Origin of the sequence: Shinella yambaruensis (assembly GCF_022899355.1) — a bacterium.
Classification (GTDB): Bacteria; Pseudomonadota; Alphaproteobacteria; order Rhizobiales; family Rhizobiaceae; genus Shinella; species Shinella yambaruensis.
The window spans coordinates 68321-90061 of the sequence record NZ_JALJCK010000018.1 but is presented as its reverse complement, the minus strand read 5'-3'; the positions used below and the strand labels follow the sequence as shown (position 1 = coordinate 90061).

Sequence of the window (21741 nt, the reverse complement as noted above, 5' to 3'; positions counted from 1 at the left end):
TGGCTTGTCAGAGAACTGGTCGTCCGGATACGTCACGGATTTGAGCTATACGCACGGCTTCTACAAGGAAATGAGCCCTGCCCTTCTCCGGTTCGCGGCCGCCGCGTGCAGCGTGAGGGCGAACACGGGAAGCCGGGACAAGACGACCTATTGCGAGCTCGGCTCGGGCCAGGGCCTGACGTCGAACATCCTGGCCGCGGCCAATCCGGATATCGAATTCTACGCGACGGACTTCAATCCCGAGCAGATATACAATGCCCAGGCCATCGCCGACGCCGCGAACCTGAAGAACATCCATTTCTTCGACGACAGCTTTTCCGACTTCGACAAGCGGAGCGACCTTCCCCAGTTCAACGTGATTTCCCTGCACGGCATCTATTCCTGGATCGCCAAGGAGCACCGCGACACCATCATCCGCTTCATCGAGCGGCGCCTCAAGCCGGGCGGGGTGGTGTATATCTCCTACAATTGCCTGCCGGGCTGGGCCGGGTCCTCGCCGCTTCGCCACCTCATGCGCATGCAGGCCGAACGCTCGGTCGGCTCCACGCCCCAGAGGATCGACGCCGCCCTCGCCTTCCTCGACCGGTTCCAGGAACAGGAGCCGCGCTTCTTCAAGGCGACGCCCGGGGCCAAGGAGCGCGTCCAGAGGCTGAAGGGCGTGAGCCGGAACTACATCGCGCATGAATATCTCAACGCCGACTGGACCCTGTTCTACCATTCGGATGTCGCAGCCGAGCTCTCCAGGGCCCGGCTCTCCTATGTCGGCTCGGCCGACATACTGGATCATGTCGACAGCATACACCTGACCGACGCCCAGCAGGCCTTCGTCAAGGAGGCGCCCGACGCCACGATGCGCGAGACCTTGCGCGACTACATCCTCAACCGGCAGTTCCGCAAGGATATCTTCATCCGCGGCGCGGTTTCCCTTGGCGTTCCCGAAGCCCGGGAGGAATGGCTCGACACCCGCTTCGCCCTGGTCGGCAACGGCAGCGACATTCCCATGAAGCTGAAGGGGACCCTTGGCGAAGTGACCTTGCAGGAGGCGGCCTACAAGCCGGTGATCGCCGCTTTCGAAAACGCCGGGGGCAGCATAACGCTGCGGCAGGTAGTCAGCGACAAGGCCATTGCCGGCCTCGGCTGGAACCGCCTGCAGCGCGTCCTGCTGACGCTCGTCGGGGCGGGTCATCTCCAGCCCTGCCCGGGCGAGGACACCAATGCCCCGGCCCGCAAGGAGAGCATCAGGCGGTTCAACGACGTCATCCTCGCAAAGGCCCGCCATTCCGGCGACCTGAGCTACCTCGCCTCGCCCGTGACCGGCAGCGGCGTCCCCGTCAATCGCTTCATGCAGCTTTTCCTGCTGGCGGTGCAGGAGAACAGCGCGGATCCCGTCGCATATGTCTGGAACGTCTTCCGGCAGAACAACCAGAAACTGACGAAGGACGGCAAGGCCCTGGAGACCGACGAGGAGAACATCGCCTCCCTGAAGGAAAGATATGCGGACTTCCAGAAGCACATGCCGGTCCTGAAGCGCCTGGGCATCGCCTGACGTCGCATCCGGTTCCTGCTCTGCCCGCAGGGTCCGGCGCCGAAGCGAGGCCGCACACGCCCCGGCCCGCCTTCAGGCGCCTCCCGGCCGACCGTTCGCCACCTTCTCGATGAGGTCGAAATACGCCTTCGTCAGGTCTCTCGCGTCAAAGCGCTCGACGATGGTCGCCCGGGCATTCGCGCGGATCGCCACAAAGCGGGCGGGCGCATCGATGGCCTCGCAGAGCCGCCCGGCCAGAAGCCGCGGCTCGAAGAAGGGGACCAGGATGCCGTTCTCGCCGTCCGCAATGACGTCGCGCACGGGGGCGGTATCCGATCCCACCACCAGCGCGCCCGTGCTCATGGCCTCCATCATCGACCAGGACAGCACGAACGGCGCCGTCAGATAGACATGGGCGGCGGAGACGCGGAAGACATCCCGCAGCATTTCGAGCGGCTGCTTGCCGAGAAAATGGAACCGGTCCGGATCGACCGGAAACGTCTCCAGCGCCCATTGCAGATAGGTCCTGCCGTCGGGCCGCTCCGCACTGTAGGCGATCTTGTCCTCGCCGATGACGACGACATGGGCATCGGGCCGCTCCTTGTGCAGGATCGACGCCGCCTCCATGAACTGGGGAAAGCCGCGCATCGGCTCCATCCCCCGGCTGACATAGCTGATGACCGGATCGCCCCGGCGGAAGGTCCTGCCGCCGATCGAGACCGTGGCCGAGGGGTCCGGTGCGAAAAACGCCGTGTCGATCCCGTCATGCAAAAGGGAGATGCGGTCGTGGAAGACCTTCGGGATCTGGCTCTTCTGGTAGGGCGTCGGGCATTGTCCCCAATCCATCGCCACGAGGTCGTGCAGGAAAACGGTGTTCTTCATCCGCACGGACAGTTGAAGATGGGGGTCCTCGATGCTTTCCGGCGCCAGGAACACCGCCTCGGATTCCCTGAAGTTATAATACCATTCGAGATAGGACAGCATCTTCGCGTCCGGCCACAGGTCCTTGAGGAAGAGGCTGTCCCCATAGCCCGAATGGGCCAGGATGATATCGGGCGCCCAGCCGCGTTTGCGCGCCGTCATGAAGGCCTGATAGACGCTCTGGCCCTGGATGACCGCCTTTTCCGTGAACCGCAGGGCGAAATGGGTGCCTTCTCCCGGAGCACGATGCGGCTTGTATCCTATCCGCCGGATGGATGTGGGCTGGCGGTTCGTGGCCAGGGAGCCCGCCACCATCTCGATGCCGGGCTTGCCCTCCAGGTATTTGACAATCCGCGCATATTGTCCGGGGAAATTATTATGAAGAAAAAGTATACGCATCCCGCTCACGCCAATACGACAGCACCGGGCCCCGGTCGAAACCCGGCCCGCCGCTCCCGAGCCTCACCATCTCCGGACCGGCCGACGATCCTATTCCGTATAGGCCTTCATCGCAAAACGCGTCACGGGGTCGATGATATATTGCAGGAGCGTCTTTGCCTCGGTCTGGAAGAAGATCTCCGCGATATTGCCCGGGATGATGTTCCTCCCGTGCCGGTTCGGCGAAAGGTTCACCCGGGAAACATAATATTGCATGCCGGTCTTGCTGTTGACGAACGAGTCCGCCGAAATATAGCTCACGGTCCCCTCCAGCGGGGGAATGGCATTGACCTGGTCGCTCGGGAAAACGATGTCCACCGTCTGGCCGACAAAGACCTTCGTGATGTCCTTGGGGTTGATCGGCGCTTCCATCATCAAGGTCGCCTCGCCCGGCAGGATTTCCATGACCTGCTCGCCGGGCTTGATGACCGCGCCGATCGACTTGAAGGGCATCGCCACGATCGTCCCGCTGACGGGCGCCGTGATCCTGGCGCGGCGCAGGACATCGTTAAGGCGCGTGATGTAGTCCTCGGCCTGGTTGAGCTTCTGCTGCGTCGCCGTGATCTTCTGGCTGACCAGTTCGGCGTGCGATGAAAGCACGCCCTGCTTCTCGTCGAGATGCGCCTGGATATTGTGCCGGGATTTCTGCATCGTGGCGAGGGCATTCGAACGCTGGGCGTCGAGCTGCGCCAGCTGGCGCTGGGTCGCCAGGACCTGGGACTGGCGGATCAGGCCCTTGTCGAGCAGTTCGACATAGCTCTTCTCCTCCCGCTGCAGCAGGTCCTTCTGGGAATCGTAGGCCCGCAGCTGATCCTCGAGATAGGCGATATCCTCCTTCTCATTGGCGATCTTGCCGTCGAGGATCAACAGCTGCTGCTGGCGCGCTTCCCGCGAACTCTGAAATTCGGCGATCTGGTTCTCCAGCGCTTCCTGGACGCGCGGATTGTCGGTGACCGGAGCGAGGCTCTCGGGCTCGACGGAGAAGACCGTCAGGTCTTCCTGACGCTCCGCACGCCAGCGTGCCAGTTCGATGGTGGCGACAGCCCGATCGTTCAGGACCTTGTCCAGCTGGGAGCGCGTGGCGGTCTCGTCCAGCTCCATCAGGGTCTGCCCGGCCACGACCCGCTCGCCTTCCCGGATGGCGATGGTCCGGATGATCCCGCCTTCCAGGTGCTGGATGATGTAATTGCTGCCTTCCGCGAAGACCCGGCCGGAAGAGATGAGCGCGCCCCCCAGCTTGGCGGTCGCAGCCCAGGTGCCGCCAATGCCGAAGACCGTCAGCAGGACGATCCCGGTGATGAGCGAAAGGGATTTCCGGCTGGTGGGCACCGTCTCGCACCAGTTCTGCAGCGCTCCGAGCCGGAGGCCCTCGATCCTGGGAGAGGACGGGCGCTCGACGGCCGTCAATTCGCTTTCCTGCACATTCGCCATCGACGTACCCTACGCTTGGGAGACTTTGTTCGGAACGGCCCGGACGATCTGCCCCGGCATGACTTCCGCAGGTGTTCCATAGGCTTCCGCCTGGCCGTTCTTCAGCACGAGGATCTTGTCGACCTGCTGGAGAAGGGAGGTTCTCTGCGTGACGACGATGATGCCGATGCCGGCGCTGCGCGCCTTCCGGATCGTTTCGAAAAGCAGCCCTTCGCCGGTCGAATCGAGGCTTGCATTCGGTTCGTCCAGAACCACGAAAGCCGGTCCCCCGTAGAAGGCGCGGGCAAGGCCGAGCAATTGCTTCTGCCCGCCGGACGGCTGGAAGCCGCCGTCCGAGATGACCGTGTCGTAGCCCATGGGAAAGTTCATGATCATCTCGTGGATGCCCACGAACTTCGCCGCCTCGATCGCAAGCTCCGGCGCGTCGTCGACGCGCATGCGCGCGATGTTCTCGCGGATGGTTCCCTCGAAGAAGCTCGCGGCCTGGGGCATGTAGCCCATATAGCTGCCGCGGGTGACGGGATCCCAGGACCGGATGTTCTGGCCATCCAGCGTGACCTGCCCCCCCGTCGGCTCCAGATAGCCGACGAGCATGCGCGCGAAGGTCGACTTGCCGGCGCCGCTCGGGCCGATGATCGCCACGGCCTGGCCGGGAACGAACCCGCCGGTAATGCCGCGAAGGATCGGTTGCGCACCGGGGGCCGGGATGAACACGACCTTCTCCGCCACCAGCCCCAGCGAGGGACGCGGCAACTGCGTCGCGCCGTCGACCAGCCTGAACTTCTTGACGCGCTCGTCGAGCCTCGTCAGCGCCAGACGCCCCTGCTTCATGGAGCGCCAGCCGCTGACGAGGGTCTCGATCGGGGCAAGGGCGCGCGAGGCGATGACCGATGTCGCGAAGATGACACCGGCATCCAGGTGCTCGGTGATCACCAGGAGGGCGCCGCCGCCGATGACCGCGATCTGGATCAGGTTGCGGACGGTCTTCGAAACGGAGGCGAGCGCGTAGTTCCTGTCCAGAAGGCCGATCAGCTGGGTGAGGTGCCGGGCGCGCAGCCGCCCCCAGTGCTCGACCGCCTGGGGATAAAGGCCCAGCGCCTTGATCAGCTCCTGCTGGGAAAAGTGGTTCGACAGCGCCTTGTGCGAGGCCGCTCCGCTGTCGTCCGTCTCCTTGACCTTCGATGCCGTCAGCACCTCGTTCAACAGGGCGGTCGAGAACAGGATCACCATGCCGGCGAGGACGATGAAGCCGAGCGTGGGGTTGATGACGAAAACGATCACCGCGAAGATGATCATGACGGGCATGTCGAAGAGGCTGGGAAGGACGTTGGACGCGATCAGCTTTCGCACTTCCACCAGCTGGTGCAGGCTCGCCTGGGAACTGTCCTTCGGCAGGGAAAGCTCGCCGGCAAGAAGCAGGCTCGCCACGCGCGCCTCGAAGCGGATGCCGATGCGGGCCAGATAGGCCCCGCGGATCGCATCAAGAATGCCGTAAGTAACAAGTATAACGAATGCGATAATACTGAGCGCGACAAGCGTCTCGATCGATCTGGACGCGATGACCCGCGAATAGACCTGGGACAGGTACAAAGGAATGGTCAGAAGGCACAGGCCCGATATGACGGATATCACTGCCGCCAAGGCCATGGAGCGGAGAGCTTTATCTTTTTCCGCCTGGTAGCTTTCCTGAAGCGTCATATTCTCTCCTAGAGCATTTCCGGTGAAGACGGATCACCTCCAATGCTCTATCTCTTTGTTTTTCCGCAATTCCGGACACGCGGCGGTCGGCACTCTTGCCGGAGCTGCTCCAGAGCGCGATTGCCCCGAGGTCATTCGGGCCATACGACGATGGCCTTGTGGTTTGGCAAGGAGGAACATCGGCCTGTACAGACTGCCTCGGGGCCGTTCCGCCCTGCCCCGGCGACACTCTATGACATAAACGAAGCGAGGCCGCACCTATTTCGCTGGTTTATGGCTTTTCGCGGGCCATGCAAAAAAGGGGAGCAAAGCTCCCCTTTTCCGTCTCACTAATCTGATCTTGATTAGATAAGGATGTGGTCTGCGTTGGCAGCCAGGGTCAGGTCGACGCCAGCAACCGTCAGCGTGTCGCCACCGAGCTTGATCGTGGTGTTGCCACCGCCGAACGAGATCGTGCCGTTCTTGACCAGGTCGTCAACTTCGCCAGCGAAGTTGAAGGACGTCAGGTCGAGGATGTCGCCGGTACCGTCGGCAACGTCGAAGCCGTTGACCGTGATCGTGTCGGCGTTGGAGTCGGTGTCGCCCGAGATGACGAACGTGTCGACGCCAGCACCGGCGTTGTAGACGTCAGCCGTTACACCAGCGACCGTGTCGGACGACAGGTTGGTGAAGACGGTACCGCCACCGGCGCCGAGGTTAACGGTGTCGCTGCCAGCGCCGACATAAACCGTCGCTGCGTCTGCACCGGTGTTGATGACGTCGTTGCCGACGCCGCCGTATACGGTGCCACCGCCCTGAAGCGTGATGTTGTCGTTGCCTTCGCCGCCGAACACGGTGTCAACGCCCTTGCCGGAGTTGATCGTGTCGTTACCCGTGCCGCCGTAGACGGTGTCGTTGCCAGCGCCGGTGAGCAGGGTGTCCGAACCCGTGCCGCCGCCAACGGTGTTGTTGCCGTCAGCTGCGTTGACGAAGTCGGCGCCAGCGCCGGCCCAGATCGTGTCGTTGCCAGCGCCCTTGCCTGCGCTGTCGTCGCCCCAGATGACGTCGTCGCCGGCGCCACCGAAGATCGTGTCGTCGCCGTCGCCGCCGATCAGGGTGTCCGCACCAGCGCCGCCACCGATCGTGTCGTTGCCTGCACCACCGTCAACGGTGTCGTTGGCTTCGCCGCCGCCTGCGTCAACGTCGCCAGCGCCAGCCCAGAACTGGTCGTTGCCAGCGCCGAGGTCCACCTTGTCCTGACCGCCGTTGCCGACGACGAAGTCGTCGCCGCCGAGGGATTCAATCACGTCGTTAGAATTGTCACCAATGATGGTGTCGTTTTTAGAAGTGCCGTTAAGCGTAGCCATATTTAGAGGCTCCCTCTCGATATATTGTTCAATGCTGGTATGTGCAGCTGCAGCTACACACGCTTGTCCATGCCAAGATTAGCGGCAAAAGTCAACTCGCCTCGGCATCGCCCGGCCTTAACTATTTAGAATCCATAGCGCAAGGCCGAGGGGAAGGGAAGCCTGCTCGCTTTTTTGAAGGAATGTTGCCGAACAATCACACCGTCTCATGACACGGTAGAAAAGGAAAACGCGGGGAGCCCAGCAAACCCCCCGCGTTTCTACCTCTAAAGCGCTGATTTCCACGGCACAGCAAGGATGCTTTACGCCAAATCGACGAAACATTCAATATCCCGCCAGTAAATTCCTTTTCGCTGCCCCGGCGCCTATGGCCCCTGAGGCAGGCGGCCCGGCGCCGGAGCCCTGGACCTCGCCCTCGAAATCGGCGTCTTCCAGGCAAGGAAACCGGTTGAGACGGAAAAGAGAGTCTCCTAGAAATCAGCTCGTCCAAACAGGAACCGGAGCGAGGGCCGTGGAATCCATCGAGCATTTCGGCATCCGGCTGCGCATCGACCCGGATTTCATGTCCCCCAGGCTGGTGCAGGCCCTCCGGTCGGGGCAGTACGAGGCGCCCGAGGCCCGCCGGATCGAGAAGATCATCCAGCCCGGCGACGTCATTTTGGAGATCGGCGCCGGCATCGGCTTCATGACCGCCCTCATGCTCCGGCATCCCGCAACGGAACGGGTGGTCTCCTTCGAGGCCAATCCCCTGCTCATCCCGAAGATCCAGAGGACCCTTGAGGACAACGGGCAGGGCGGACAGCGCTTCGAGCTGCACAACGCCGTGCTCGGCGCCGCGGCGTCCGGCACGATCGACTTCCATGTGCACCGGGACTTCTGGGCCTCCTCCCTTCGCAAGACCGCGGCCACGATCCATTCCTTCCCGGTCCCGCTGGCCAGCTTCGACAGGACCGTCAGGACCGTGCGCCCGACCCTGATCGTCTGCGACATCGAGGGCGGCGAAAGGGCACTGTTTTCGACCTCCGACCTTTCCGGCGTCCGCAATATATATATGGAGCTGCACCAGAAGGTGCTTGGGCCCGCCGGCATGCGGGAGGTTTTCCAGTGCCTGCACGATCGCGGCTTCCACTACGACCAGAGGTATTCCAGCGGCGCGGTCGTCCTGTTTTCCCGAATCCCCGAACAGGCTCCCTGACGGCCCGATGCCAAAAGGTCCCGTCAGCCGGACCCGCAGGCCCCGCCTTCGTCGATTGCGGACCGGCTCGCCTCCCCGTCGCGATTCGAAACAGTGAGGAAACTCTTCCGCTCAGAGCTGAGCGAAGGGCGGTGCGTGAAGATCTTCCAGAACGCTTTCGGCCAGGACCTGCTGCATGTCCTGCTCGAAGGAATCGGCATCGATGAGGCGCCGCCCCATCACCAGCGCCACCTGCGCCTCCTGTACGGCCGTGATGAAGAGAAGGTAGGCGGCAGCATCGCTCATCTCGCCCTTCAGGGCTTTCGTGCAGGAGCGGATCGCCGCGCAATAAGCAGGCGTCCTCTGCCCCGGCCAGTGGTCGAGCAGGTAATGCGCAGCCTCCTCGGTCGATTGTATCCGCGTATAGGCGTGCGCTTGTCCATTCAGTTCGATCGTGATGGTGTTTTGCCAAGATTGCGCCATTGCAGCCCTCATAAATGAGCAGACGCTGAATAATCGCCCAGGCTTGAGCGGACCTTGAGCCTAGAGGCGGGCCGAGCTCTCGGCGGGGGCTCCGGACTGGTTGCGGGCGGCTCCGACGGCACTCATCCACAAGATCACGAGCAATCCCATCGAGGACAGAAGCATCAGCCCGGCTGCCGTCATGACGGTCAGCCGCACGACCGCGGCCTCGTTCTGACGCTTGTCAATCTCCATGTCCGCCATCGTCCGCTCCTTCCTCCGAATGACCAACTACAGAGATTCCTAATAATCCAGCGACCTTGCTCGACGCTCACCAGTCTCTCCGCAGGAAGACGCACGGGGCCGCACTTCATTCCACCGGCGGATTCAAGCGGGGCTGCCTTGAGCGGACAGCCGTACGGCGCAGGATGATCCGGGGCACGCTTCCGTCATTCCGCCACCGATTCGCGGCATTTGTCCATGATCGGCACAACGACCGATAAGGCAACGTTATCCGGCATTGTGGAGATTGAGCACGCCGTGCAGTTTTCGGGGTGTTTTGGGCCTGTTCCGCTCTACCACTTCCCTCTGGGCGGTCGAGGATATGGTTGACCCGCATGCCTGCAGCCGTCACAGGACGCATAGGCATGGCGCAAGGAATCGGGCCGGGCCGGTGATGTAGGCCCCCCGCCTCCCGTTCCGCGCGAATGCCGCCCCCATCCGGCGCCGGCCGGCCTGTCCGCAGCCAGCAGCGGGATTATGGGGCCGTTTGCGGCAGGGGGCAAAAACTGCCCCGAAGGACCGCCCCGGCCAATCCATGCCACGCCCGTCATCCCGGCGGGAACTGGAAAATCCAGCGACGGTCTTCGAACGAAGCCGATCCGGGAGGGATGCGCCGTTCCGACTGAATCTCGATGCCACGGCAGTCTCGGCCGGGCTCCGATAGCCGGGTGCCCCCTACCCTGCCGGCGGGTCGAGGCGAAACCTGAAAGTCCGGCGCCGGCGATCGCCCCGTCCGCCATGATATCATTCAAGATAGCATTACTGAATGCAATCGGATTGATATCATGAAAGATTGCTATCTGATTGCATTCAGAAAGCTTTCATGATTTCTTGCTATCAAGCATGATTGACAGCAAAGGAGGCCGATCTTGCCGGTAATATGCGCAGCCAATCCCAAGGGCGGGGCGGGAAAATCGACGACCATTCTCGCCATAGCCTCGACCCTGGCGCAGCAGGGCGGATCGGTCACGATCATCGACGCCGACCCCAACAAGCCGATCACGGACTGGCGAACGGGCAAGAGCGCGCTTGCGATCAAGGTCCTGAGCGAGGCCACGGAGGGCAATATCCGCGACCTCATCAACACCGCGGCCGCGGAAGCGCAGTTCGTCTTCGTCGACCTGGAAGGCACCGCCAGCCGCCTTGCCTCGCGCGCCATCATCCGGGCCGACCTCACGCTCATTCCGCTGGGGGGGAGCGCGCTCGACGCCAAGCAGGCGGCGCGGGCCGTCGGCCTGGTGCGGGAAAGCGAGGAGGATATCGGGCGCAAGCTGAGCTTCACGCTCGCCTTCAACCGGACGAGCCCGCCGCCCTTCACCCGGCGTATCGAGCGGGAGATCGCCGAGCAGATGCGGAGCAACGACCTGCCGGTCCTAAGCACGCATCTCTATCGCCGCGAAGCCTATAACGCGATGTTCATGGAACGGCTGAGCCTGTTCGAACTCGATCCGCAGCAGGTCAACGGCCTCGAGGCCGCGATCGACAACGCCGTCCAGCTGACGGGGGAGGTGCTCGAGCTCCTTCGCAGCGGCTCGGCGGAAAGGGCGGCGTGATGGCCAGCGACCTCGGTTTCGGCAAGACGAAGACACTCGACCTCACCGGCTTTGCCCCACGCGCGCCCGAAAAGGCACCGGCGCAGGACGAGCAGGCGGCGTCCGATCGGGCCGCCGCGCGCGCCGGCTTTCAAAGCCGCGAACCGGTCCAGCGGGTCAAGCGCATCCGCAAGACGAGCGAGCCCCTCGACCAGGCCTTCGTGCGCGCGCCGATCGACGTGATCAACCGGTTCAAGCAATATTGCAACGAGACCGGCATGTCCTACGGCGAGGCGCTCGACGAATTGATGCGCAAATCCGGCATCTAGGGCAAGGCCGGCGAGATCCGGTCCACCGGCCTTGTCCCGGATTCCTGTTACCGCATCGTCCGGCTCAGCATTGGCGCTACGCGCATTTGGCGGAATTGCTCCCGGCCAGCCCCATCAAGCGCGCGACCCGCAGCGCGACGGCGCGTTTCGCCTGGACGCGGTCCCCGTCACGACGGCGGATTTCGCAGTCCGGCATCGTGAAGACCTCGAGGCCCTCCTGCAGCGGGCGGAAGTTTGAGCCGAGCCCCGTCACCAGGCCGTGCTTCATGCGATAGAAGTCCGACTGCGCGGTGTAATAGCCCGTCAGGCCGACCCGCGCCGCCTGCAGATGGGGATGGAAACGGCCTGTCAGCATGAAGTCGCCGGCCTCCAGCGGCAGGCCCTCGTTCAGGAGGCTATGGTTGTCGCGCATTTCGACCTGCGGAAACCGGGCGGCAATCGCCTGGTACAGCTCCGCATCCTCCTTCGAGCAGGCCCAGAACACGACCCGGTCGAATTGATCGAACAGCCGCGGCCCTTCCTCTCCCGTCGGCCCGAGGACGGACTTTGCGCTGAAACCGGACAAATGCAGCCATTTCCCCGCGTGACCGACGGTCTGGACGGGGTAGAGAAACGCATCGTCCAACCCTTCCGACAAGGAGGGGCAGGCGCCGATGATGGCGTGCAAGGCCTGAACGCTCGCCGCGTCCCGGCACTCGAAGAGCTGGCAGCCTTCGACGATGGTCCGCCAGGCGGCGGCGCCGACCGGGTAGACCTTGTGGAAGGGGGCGATGCCCAGCCCGGTCGCGACGACCGGGACCGACAGGCGCCGGCCGAGCTCCACGACGGCGCCCAGCAGCCGCGTGGCGTTCCTCCAGTTCGCGCAGGCATAGCCGCCGCCGAGGAAATGGAAGCCCCGGACGTCCTGGAACTTCGAGGCGTTGGACCGCGCATAGTCCACGCCCTGCTCGTGGAAGCCGGCATACGAGCCTTCCACCCCGTCCGCGTGCCGCGGGATGGTCTTGACGTAGTTTACGTCCTTGAAGTCCCGCAGGAGCGCGGCCGTCGCCGATGCGCCCTTGCCGTCCACGGTGATCGGCCCGTCATAACCGAGGTCCCGGTAGAACCGCAGCCAGTACTGGACGAGCAGCTCGTCGCCAAAATTCGGTGCCCCGTTACCCGCCAGAAGATAAAGCACTTGATCCCACCACGTTAAAGGACGCACCCGCCAACGCCGCACGATATAGCGGGGGAGGGCCACGGCGTCATCTCTTTTGACGAGACCGCCCACATGAATGCGAAGCACCGCGCTACCGGCAGGAAGCGGCGCTCCTGAAGGCGGAGCGCCCCTTCTGCGGTTTCCATGACGGTTCTGTGACAAAGGTGCTTCCGCCGGGCTGTAAAATGCTGGAGAAAGGACAGGCGAAGCCACCTTCTGTCGAAACCCTGCCAGGCGCGCCCTTCGATCCGCGCGACCCTTCTAGGAACACATCCATGGCCGAAACCACAGCGGAATACTGGAACCGATACTACGGCGCGCGGACATCTCCGGTTCCCAATATTCCTTCCCAATTCGCGGCCTTCGTCGCGCTGGAAGTGACGGCGGGCTCCACCATCGTCGATATCGGCTGCGGCAGCGGGCGCGACAGCCTCTTCTTCGCCAGTGCCGGCTTCAACGTCCTCGGCGTCGACGCCTCCTCGGCCGCCGTTTCGCTTTGCCAGCGCACGGCAGAGGAGCGGGGCATCGGCCGGGCCTCCTTCCTCTGCTGCAATGTCGACGACCCGGACCTCGCAGGGAAGGTCTCGGCGGCCACGGCAGGGCGGATCGTCGTTTACGCCCGCTTCTTCCTGCACGCGATCCCGCAGGAGGCGGAGCTGGCCTTCCTGCGGACGGCAGCCGCGCTGCCCGATCTCGACCTCCTGGCGATCGAGTTCCGGACCGACCGCGACGCACAGCAGACGAAAGTCACCGACAGCCATTACCGCCGCTTCATCCCGCCGCTCGACCTCCTGTCCCGCGCGGCGAAATTCGGCTTCTCGCCGGTCTACTTCACGGAAGGCTTCGGCTACGCGAAATATCGCGACGACGACGCGCATGTCGCCCGGGTGCTGATGCGCAGGGCCTAGAGAGCCGCCCCAGGTTTGTTTCACCGCATTGTCCGGCGCCGAAGCGATGCCGCTCCGGCCGGAAATGCCCTAGCAGGAGCCGTATCGTGCAGATCGAGATACTGGATTTCGGCCCGGCGATCATCGCGGGCCGCCTCAGGGAGACCGGAGAGCGGCCGGTGAAGCTGCAGCTCTTGGCCGACGGCGTTCCCCTGGCCGGCAACTGGGGCATACCGGCCCCGGACCGGGGCGGGCAGAAGTTCCGCTTCAACCTCTCGCACATCTGGTCCTATATCGGCAGCCAGGCCCGCCTGCAGATCCGGGCGAACGACGTCACGGCGGACCTGCCGGCGCCCGCCTTCGCAGGTATCCCGAAATTCAGCCTCGAGGATCTCCGGCAGAAGCTCGAGACCGGCCACGTCTTCAACGAGAAGGGCAGGCTGCAGCTTTCAAAGACCGTCGACACGGCCTGGCAGAACGCCATGTTCGCGCTGTTCGACGGCATGTCCGCCATCCTGGCGACGAAGGGCCTCAAGCTCTTCGTCCTCTACGGAACCCTGCTCGGCGCCTATCGCAACGGCAACTTCATCGGGCACGACCATGATTTCGACGCCGGTTACATCTCCGGCCATACCGATCCGGCCAAGGTGGTCGCGGAACTGGTGGACGTCTCGAAGGCCCTTTCGGATCATGGCTACCATGTTGCCTGCAAGCTGTCGTGCATCTGGGTGACGGACCCGAAAACCAATGTGACGATCGATATATTCCATACCTTTTTCGACGAGGGCGGGAAGCTCCTGCTGCCCTTCGGCATCTGCGGCACACGGCATTTCATGAGAAGCGACTTCCGCGGTTATGCCGACATAGACCTTGCCGGGCGCAAGGTCCCTGCCATCGCCGACACGGAAGCCTTGGTCGCAAGCATCTACGGGCCGCACTGGAAGACCCCCAATCCCGGCCACAACTGGGAGCTCGACAGGACCGAGCGATACCCCCAGGGCTATGCCAGGCAGTATCACCGCGGGGCGATCTACTGGAACGATTATTACGCCCACAACCGCAAGATCCTGCCGCCTTCGTCCTTTGCGGGATTCGTTTCCGGATCCGGCCATTTGCGGCGCCATGTCGTGGACGTGGGATGCGGAAACGGCAGGGACAGCGCCTTCCTCATGACCGGGCAGCGGACCGTGATCGGGATCGACAGCTGCAGCACCGCGATCAGGGCGGCACAGGCCCATGCCGTACCGAAGCCGCGGAAAAGCTTCCGCCGCGCCCTGAAGGACCTGTTTCGCAGGCGGCCGGTCCTGTCCTTCGTGCATGGCGACATAGCGGATGCCGAAACGCTGACCAGGCTCCTGCGGACGGCCAGGCGCGGAAAGGGCGGCCTGACGCTTTACGGCCGGTTCCTGCTCCACGCCATCACGCGCATCCAGCAGGATGCGTTCCTTGCCTGCGCGTCGAAGGAGCTCAGGGCCGGCGACACGGTCGCCTTCGAGTTCCGGACCGACCAGGACGAGCCGCTGGTCAAGAAACGAAAATTCGGCGGCCGCCGCTTCATCAGGCCGCAGGCGGTCGAGCGCCAGATGGCCGAACTGGGCTTTCAGCTCCTGGAGCGCCAGGAAGGCACCGGCCTCTCACCCCATCACGGCGAAAACCCGTACCTTTGCAGGCTTATCTTCATGAAAAAGGGCTAGCCGGAAGGCGGGCTGCATTGGCCACGGTGACGGAAGAGGTGGATTGGCGGATGAGCGGGCTTCTCAATCCGGATTGGGGCTTCATCCAGGAGCATTTCGACTGGCTCGGCCATATCGTCGAGGGGCTTGTCATGGCGGTGGTCGTCGCCGTGATCGCCAGGCCGCTGTATCGCTGGCGGGACGCGGCCCTCATCGGCCTTGCCTTCGCCATGGGCCACTTTCACGGGCGGGAGAAAAGGGATTACGAGGTCTCGGTGCAGATGCCCCCGCCCCATCTTAATGGTTACCGCATGTGGGACTGGAGCTGGGACCAGGCGACGGACTTCTGGCCGACCGCGATCGTGCTGATGGCGGTCATGTATGCCGCCTACCGCTATCGTCGCTAGAACGATACAAAGCCCTTCGCTGAATCTTTCCGGAATATGCCCACCGTCGTCGACCAGCGGCGGCGGTTCGACGGCTCGGCAGTTTCAGTGCCTCTCAGCCTGTGTTAAGTGCGCCCGTGCGGAACGCGCCGCCGCCTTTAAACGAACACGGAATGAAGTGCATGGAACTGCCAGTCTCCCTCTCGGCTCCGGCCATTTCTGATCAGAAAGTGCAAGACGTGCATCTCGATCCGCGCGGGCCCATCGGCGCTTCGGACATTTCCATGGTTCTGTGCGTCCGATCGCACGACGCAAACCCCTGGGTGATCGACCGCATCGCGCTGATGGGAGAATATTACGCCCCCGCGCCGAAGATCATCATCGTCGATTTCGGTTCGCCCGCGCCCCACGCCGCCCGGATCCGGGCGGTCTGCGAGGAGAAGGGATATAGCTACGTCCCCGTCGACGACACGGGCGTCTTTTCCCTCTCGACGGCGCGCAATGCCGGCTTTGCGGCGGCCGACACGCCCTTCATCTATTTCGCGGATCCCGACTTCTTCAGCGAGAGGGATCATTTCGGCAGGCTCGTCGACATCATCAACACCATCGAGGCCACCGAAACCTTCGATCTCCTGCTCAACATCCCGGCCTTCCATCTGAACGAGGAGAAGACCAGGGACTTCTTCGCGCGCACGGACATGGACGAGCGGTCGAAATATCTGGGCCGGCTGTCCTTCTACAGCTATTTCGAGAACTTCGATCAGCCGGCGGGGCAGTTCGTCGCGCCCTACAGCAATGTCTTCCTCATCGGATCGAAGCTGTTCTCCTATATCGGCGGCTACGATTCCAGCTTCCGGGGGCACGGCTCGGAGGATTTCGAGTTCCTGCTGCGCTACGGGCATTATGCCAAGCACCTGCCCATGCCCGACGAGCCGGCCGAAGACCGCTTCGGGCCCGGCCGGGCCGCGTTCTTCCAGCAGAAGACCTATAGCGGTTTCCGCCGGCTGTTCGAGGCTCTGGCGCTTCCGGCCGAATCCCTCGGGCTCAAGACGTTCCACCTCTGGCACCCGAAGGACAAGGCCTCCGACTGGTACAGGAACAACGACTGGAAGCGCAGCCGCTTCGCCGAAGCGACGGCGGTCTATGTCGGCAGGGACGAGCGCCTGCTCGGCGTCGATTTCCTGCCGCGCGCCGGAAAGCTCGCCTGCATCTGCAAGAACCCCCACCATTGGGGCTATTTCGTTCCGCTGCGGCTGGCGGGTTTCGAGCTGGTGCCCGTCTTCGGCGAGACGGACGAGGACATCGCCGCGCTGACGGCGGGGCTGGCGGGGGGAACGTTCGCCGGCATCGCCGTCTTCAACCCCTATATGAAGAGCCACAGCCGCTTTGCCGATGCCGTCGCGCTCGCGCGAAAGCTCGGCCGGGACGTGGTGGTCATCGAACGCGGCGCCTTGCCGAACACCGTCTACTATGCCGACGACGTCTCCTATGCCGCACCGTCCTATTCCCAGGAGGCGTTCGACCGGGAGGTGTTCTCGCCGGAAGAGCTTGCCGCCGCGCAGGCCTATGTCGCGCGCCTGCGCGAAGGGTCCATGACGCTGGAGGCGATGGATCCCTATGCCGCCACGGCCGCAAAATACGCGGGAACGAAACAGCCCGGAACGCCGACCTGCCTGATCCCGCTCCAGCTCGACGACGACATGGCCGTCACCCGGTTCCTCAAGGGCGAGCAGAGCTACCACGACTTCGCCGCCGGCCTGGGGCGCCTCGTCGAAGCCAATCCGGACATGACCTTCGTCATCAAGCCGCATCCGCTTTCCAAGCTGGACGCGCTGCCGCGCACGCCGAACGTCGTCATCGCCGACCGGGCCGACAACATCCATTTCCTCATCGACCATGCCGATGTCGTGCTGTGCTACAATTCCGGCGTCGGGCTCCTCTCCCTCCTGCACGGCAAGCCGACGATCACGCTCGGCAACGCGTTCTACAGCCTGTCGCAGGCAGGGTTTCACGCGGCCTCGGCGGAGGAGGGGATCGCCAGCTTCCGGTCGGGCGCCGTGCAGGCCCCCGAGGCGGGCCTTGTCCGGCGGATCGCGGCCTGGTTCGTCCTGCGCAAATATTCCGAATTCATCGCGACGGACCATATTGTCGAGTTCGAGAGCCGCAAGAGCCACGGCTACAAGGACATCATGATCACCGTGCTGCGCTGGAAGGACCACCGGATCGCGCTCGGCCGCCTGCGGCAACGGGCGCCGTTCGGCCGCAAAAGCTATCTTGCCGCCCGTGCCGGGGTGATCCGGGAGGTGCCGGCCAGGAAGACCAAGGCCATCGGCCCCCTGCGCCGGCCGCTGGTGCCGATCGTGCGCTTCTTCATCGGCCGCTTCGGCTCCCGCTCCGCCCAGCGCAAGTTCGAGGCCGGGCCGGTCGAATTCTTCCAGTCGCTGCGCAAGCCCGCCTACCGGCTCGTCGGCAGGATCCTGTTTCCCGGATAGGGCCGCGATCGCGCCTGCGGAAGAGGCCGCATGGCGAAAAATGCGACCATATTATGGTAATGTTGACTTTTAAATTCATAATATCTATCGGTCATTGCTGAACCGCCGGGAAACGGCAATCCTCAACCCGGGTCGTCGACGTCAGGCTGCGCCGCACGGCGCCTTGCCCGCGTTGCACGGCCCCGCTTCGCACATCCGGAAGGCTGCAGGTCATGCAGTGTATCATCCCCCGTTCCTTCCGCCGCCGCATCAAGCCCATCCCGGCCGAATTCCACTGTCGGGCAAGCTGAGCCGAAACCTTCAGCAAAATAGCCCCCGATCCGTTTGAAGTGCGCCCCCTGCGCAGGGGAGGGCGCGTATTTGTGTTGGAAGGACGATTAGAATGGCAATTACGATCGATGCAAGCAAACTGGGGACGACCGGGGTTGCCTTTGCGACCAATACGGCCGGCGCCGAGGGCGTCGCCGATTATATCGCCGATTACTTCAAGGCCCTGACGAAGCCGGGCGGCTACGACTTCTACGGCGGCACGCCGGACAGTTTCCGCGGCCGGACCTACTACATGAACGGCGACCAGCTTGCCTTCAAGTACAACCAGGACGGCGCGCCGAGCCCCTACCGCGTGGTGCTGGAGGGCAAGGAAATCGCCTATGACGGCATCCATCACCCCACCCTCGGCAGCCACGGCATTTCCGGCGCCGTCGACAGCATGACCTTCGGCCAGTGGGTGGACGGCGTCACCACCGGCGATTCCACCCTGGGCCTGGACGGCCTCATCAAGGGGCTGGCGGAAGAGCTGAAGATCACGGGCTTCGACATCGACGTCGCGCCCGGCACCAACACCAATTCGGAGACCAACCCCAATCCCGTCGATGCCCTCTACTCCATGCTGCTGGCGGGCGACACCGCGAAGATCTACGCCTATCTGTCCACCTTCGCGCAGAACTTCCTCGGCTCGGCCGGCAACGACACCTACAAGGGCACGGCCAACGACGACACCGTGACCGGCAATGGCGGCAATGACAGCCTCGACGGCGGCGCGGGCAACGACACGGCGATCTTCTCCGGCAACCGCTCCGACTACACGCTGGCCAAGAACGAGAGCGACGGCAGCTGGACGGTGACGGACCTGCGGACCGGCACGACCAGCGATGGCACCGACACGCTGAGCAATATCGAGAACGTGACCTTCGCCGACATGACGCTGGTCATCAGCGAGGACAACAAGGCCCCGACCGACCTTGCCCTGTCGAAGTCGACCATCGACGAGGACGCGGTCGTCGATTCCGTGGTCGGCATCCTTTCGGCCACCGATCCGGAAGGCAAGCCGCTGACCTATACGCTGACGGACGATGCGGGCGGCAAGTTCAAGCTGGTCACCGGCACGAGCGGCCAGACGCAGCTGGTGGTCGCGGGCGCCCTCGACTACGAGACAGCCACCAGCCACCAGGTGAAGGTGAGCGTTTCGGACGGCGTCAACACCGTCGACAAGACCTTCACCATCGCCGTCGGCGACGTGGCGGACGGCACGGACCAGTCGCGCGGCACGATCACGCTGGACGCCTCCGGTTCGAACGGCATCGATTTCGACGCCTTCCTGCTCGGCGGCTTCCTGGCCGGCACGACCAGCACCGGCTTCCCCAGCTTCGACAATGGCGACGGCTTCAGCGGCAAGGAGGCCTATTTCAACTATGGCAGCACCGCGACGTCGAAATATGTGACCGCGCGCGGCTCGTTCGGCTACGACATGTCGACGCACCGCATCGCCGGCACGATCGAGACGATCGAATACGGCACGCGCGGCTCGGGCTCGTTCAACAGCGACGGCTCCTTCACCGGCGGCAATCCGCTGCTCCGCATCACCGGGCTCAGCCTCACCAACAGCGCGAACGCGGACTCCAAGACCGGCGAAGTGCACAACTTCACCTCCGCCCACATGTACGGCGCCAACGGGGATGCGGCACGCCTCCAGCTCTACCTCCAGCACCTCAAGCAGTACGCCCAGAACGTCACCGGCTCGAACGGCGCCGATATCTATGTCGGCACCCGCTTCAACGACACGATCAGGGGCAATGGCGGCAACGACACGATCGACGGCGGCCTCGGCGACGACACGTTCGTGCTGAACGGCAAGAAGGACGACTACAGCTGGAAGGAGAACAAGGACGGCAGCTGGACCGTGACCGACAAGCGCTCCGGCAGCAATGACGGCGTCGACACGCTGAAGGGCATCGAGAAGCTGAAATTCTCCGACGAGACGGTGACGATCGGCGAGCCGGAGAAAACCAACCTCATCGAGGGAACGGCCGGCAACGACGTGCTGGCCGGCACGGACAGCGCCGACAAGATCCTCGGCCATGGCGGCAACGACGTGCTCTACGGCAAGGCGGGCCACGACGTTCTGAACGGCGGGACCGGCAACGACCAGCTCTTCGGCGGCATCGGCAACGACCAGCTCTATGGCGGCGACGGCAAGGACACGCTTTACGGCGGCAAGGGCAACGACGAGGTCTTCGGCGGGGCCGGCAACGACACGCTCTTCGGCGGCGCCGGCAAGGATGTGCTCTACGGCGGTGCGGGCAAGGATGTCCTTTACGGCGGCACGGGCAATGACGAGCTCTATGGCGGCGAGGCGAACGACGAGCTTTACGGCGGTACGGGCCACGACAAGCTCCAGGGCGGCGCGGGCCACGACAAGCTCTATGGCGGGACCGGCAACGACGTTCTCGAAGGCGGCAGCGGCAATGACAGGCTGGCCGGGGGCGCAGGCGCCGACCTGCTTTCCGGCGGCGCCGGCAAGGACGTGTTCATCTTCGCCGCGGTCACCGATTCAACGGTCAAGACCTCCGGCCGCGACACGATCCTCGACTTCAACGGCAAGGCCGGCGACCGGATCGACCTGTCGGGCATCGATGCCAATGGCAAGGCCGGCGGCAACCAGGCCTTCTCCTTCATCGGCGCGGACGAATTCTCCGGCAAGGCCGGCGAACTGCGCTTCGAGAAGGCGGCGTCCGACACGTTCATCTACGGGGACGTCGATGGCGACGGGAATGCGGACTTCGCAATCCAGGTGGCCGGCAGCACGACCTTCCTGAAGGACTATTTCATCCTCTGAGCAGAGAGATCCCGAACAGAAGCGCCGCCCTCCGACGGGGGCGGCGTTTTGATTCCTGCCCGGCCGTGCCGAGATCAGCCCCGGAGGGGGACGCGGCCCTCGGCCGGCCGCACGTCCTTCCCGGCCGCGGCCTTGAGGGGCATCGAGGAATGGACCCACAGGACGTCCTGTTCCATGGTGAACTGGAACCGCCGCGGATGGGGATGGGTGTCGCTGACGGACTGCATGTCGTTTATCGCATCCAGGAAGTCCCTGGGCGAGACCTTCACGTAATGTCCCCCCAGGAGCTCCAGGCTGACATACACTTCGGAAACGGACTGGGCGGCGATCTTCATTTCCCAGAGGAAACGCCAGTTCTTGGCCGGCTCCGCTGCCTGTTGCGTGTTCATTTCATGCCTCGTGTCATTCTCTGCCGCATGGGAAGGCACCCTGCTTGCATAGTCTCAAGGCCATTGCGTGGCAATATGGAAACCCTGCCGCCGGGAGCAAGGCGCGCTTCATGCCGCTTCGCACGAATTCCGGCCATAAGCCGGACATTGCCAAAATCGGACAGGATCCCGTGGTTTCCGCCAAATTTGTCGTCATCCCTGCGCCGGCGTGAAAGAGGAACATCCGACAAAAATCCAAAAAATCCATTTTCGAAGAGGCTTCCAGCCTCGTTTTGGCTGGTTTTATAGGTTTTAATAAGTTTTAGGCGCGAAAAGTCCGTTTTTCCCTTTTGATAACAACAGGCTACCTCCATTAGATGTCGGCGATGTACGGTTTGTCGTCGGCGATGTACGGTTTGTCGTCGGCGATGTACGGAAAATTGTCGGCCAAATACGGTTTTCGACAGAATCCGACAGTTTCGAT

At 63.5% G+C, this 21741-nt stretch carries 17 protein-coding genes; 9 read left to right on the top strand and 8 right to left on the bottom strand.

What is annotated here, in order from left to right; all coding sequences use genetic code 11:
* Positions 1 to 4: 4 nt before the first annotated feature.
* Positions 5 to 1546, top strand: a complete 1542-nt coding sequence (locus tag MUU56_RS29645; RefSeq protein ID WP_245081891.1) for a methyltransferase regulatory domain-containing protein — start codon at positions 5 to 7, stop codon at positions 1544 to 1546.
* Positions 1547 to 1618: 72 nt separating this feature from the next.
* On the opposite strand, the gene MUU56_RS29640 is transcribed toward MUU56_RS29645, so the two are convergent.
* From MUU56_RS29640 to MUU56_RS29625, 4 genes are all read right to left on the bottom strand, one after another.
* A complete protein-coding gene (locus MUU56_RS29640; protein WP_245081890.1) occupies positions 1619 to 2845 on the bottom strand; it encodes a glycosyltransferase in 1227 nt (408 codons plus the stop codon).
* Positions 2846 to 2935: 90 nt separating this feature from the next.
* Entirely contained in the window at positions 2936 to 4315 is a 1380-nt protein-coding gene (locus MUU56_RS29635; RefSeq protein ID WP_245081889.1) for an HlyD family type I secretion periplasmic adaptor subunit, read from the bottom strand.
* A 9-nt stretch (positions 4316 to 4324) separates the two neighbouring features.
* Complete coding sequence (locus tag MUU56_RS29630) at positions 4325 to 6013, bottom strand: type I secretion system permease/ATPase (protein WP_245081888.1); 1689 nt, start codon at positions 6011 to 6013, stop codon at positions 4325 to 4327.
* A 344-nt stretch (positions 6014 to 6357) separates the two neighbouring features.
* Positions 6358 to 7359, bottom strand: a complete 1002-nt coding sequence (locus MUU56_RS29625; protein ID WP_245081887.1) for a calcium-binding protein — start codon at positions 7357 to 7359, stop codon at positions 6358 to 6360.
* A gap of 511 nt (positions 7360 to 7870) precedes the next feature.
* Between MUU56_RS29625 and MUU56_RS29620 the strand changes: the two genes are divergently transcribed.
* Positions 7871 to 8554, top strand: coding sequence for an FkbM family methyltransferase (locus MUU56_RS29620; RefSeq protein ID WP_245081886.1), 684 nt, complete (start codon positions 7871 to 7873; stop codon positions 8552 to 8554).
* A gap of 111 nt (positions 8555 to 8665) precedes the next feature.
* On the opposite strand, the gene MUU56_RS29615 is transcribed toward MUU56_RS29620, so the two are convergent.
* Both MUU56_RS29615 and MUU56_RS29610 read right to left on the bottom strand, forming a co-directional pair.
* Complete coding sequence (locus MUU56_RS29615) at positions 8666 to 9016, bottom strand: DUF982 domain-containing protein (RefSeq protein WP_245081884.1); 351 nt, start codon at positions 9014 to 9016, stop codon at positions 8666 to 8668.
* 60 nt (positions 9017 to 9076) lie between these two features.
* Positions 9077 to 9259, bottom strand: coding sequence for a hypothetical protein (locus tag MUU56_RS29610; protein WP_245081882.1), 183 nt, complete (start codon positions 9257 to 9259; stop codon positions 9077 to 9079).
* Positions 9260 to 10146: 887 nt separating this feature from the next.
* On the opposite strand from MUU56_RS29610, the gene MUU56_RS29605 reads away from it, so the two are divergent.
* Both MUU56_RS29605 and MUU56_RS29600 read left to right on the top strand, forming a co-directional pair.
* Positions 10147 to 10830, top strand: a complete 684-nt coding sequence (locus MUU56_RS29605; RefSeq protein ID WP_245081880.1) for a ParA family protein — start codon at positions 10147 to 10149, stop codon at positions 10828 to 10830.
* A complete protein-coding gene (locus tag MUU56_RS29600) occupies positions 10830 to 11138 on the top strand; it encodes a hypothetical protein (RefSeq protein WP_245081910.1) in 309 nt (102 codons plus the stop codon). Before MUU56_RS29605 ends, MUU56_RS29600 begins: the two co-directional genes overlap by 1 nt.
* Before the next feature lie 76 nt (positions 11139 to 11214).
* On the opposite strand, the gene MUU56_RS29595 is transcribed toward MUU56_RS29600, so the two are convergent.
* The gene (locus MUU56_RS29595) at positions 11215 to 12378 is read right to left on the bottom strand and encodes a polysaccharide pyruvyl transferase family protein (RefSeq protein WP_245081878.1); all 1164 of its coding nucleotides are present in this window, start codon (positions 12376 to 12378) and stop codon (positions 11215 to 11217) included.
* A gap of 233 nt (positions 12379 to 12611) precedes the next feature.
* On the opposite strand from MUU56_RS29595, the gene MUU56_RS29590 reads away from it, so the two are divergent.
* The 5 genes from MUU56_RS29590 to MUU56_RS29570 all read left to right on the top strand — a co-directional run bounded on the left by MUU56_RS29590 (position 12612) and on the right by MUU56_RS29570 (position 20889).
* Complete coding sequence (locus MUU56_RS29590; protein WP_245081876.1) at positions 12612 to 13244, top strand: class I SAM-dependent methyltransferase; 633 nt, start codon at positions 12612 to 12614, stop codon at positions 13242 to 13244.
* 86 nt (positions 13245 to 13330) lie between these two features.
* Complete coding sequence (locus tag MUU56_RS29585) at positions 13331 to 14917, top strand: class I SAM-dependent methyltransferase (RefSeq protein WP_245081874.1); 1587 nt, start codon at positions 13331 to 13333, stop codon at positions 14915 to 14917.
* Between the two features lie 50 nt (positions 14918 to 14967).
* The gene (locus MUU56_RS29580) at positions 14968 to 15303 is read left to right on the top strand and encodes a hypothetical protein (RefSeq protein ID WP_245081872.1); all 336 of its coding nucleotides are present in this window, start codon (positions 14968 to 14970) and stop codon (positions 15301 to 15303) included.
* Between the two features lie 263 nt (positions 15304 to 15566).
* Entirely contained in the window at positions 15567 to 17774 is a 2208-nt protein-coding gene (locus MUU56_RS29575; protein WP_245081870.1) for a capsular polysaccharide export protein, LipB/KpsS family, read from the top strand.
* Positions 17775 to 18156: 382 nt separating this feature from the next.
* A complete protein-coding gene (locus tag MUU56_RS29570; protein ID WP_245081868.1) occupies positions 18157 to 20889 on the top strand; it encodes a hypothetical protein in 2733 nt (910 codons plus the stop codon).
* Between the two features lie 74 nt (positions 20890 to 20963).
* Here MUU56_RS29570 and MUU56_RS29565 read toward each other — a convergent pair whose 3' ends face one another.
* Positions 20964 to 21278, bottom strand: a complete 315-nt coding sequence (locus tag MUU56_RS29565; protein ID WP_245081866.1) for a hypothetical protein — start codon at positions 21276 to 21278, stop codon at positions 20964 to 20966.
* Positions 21279 to 21741 lie beyond the last annotated feature (463 nt).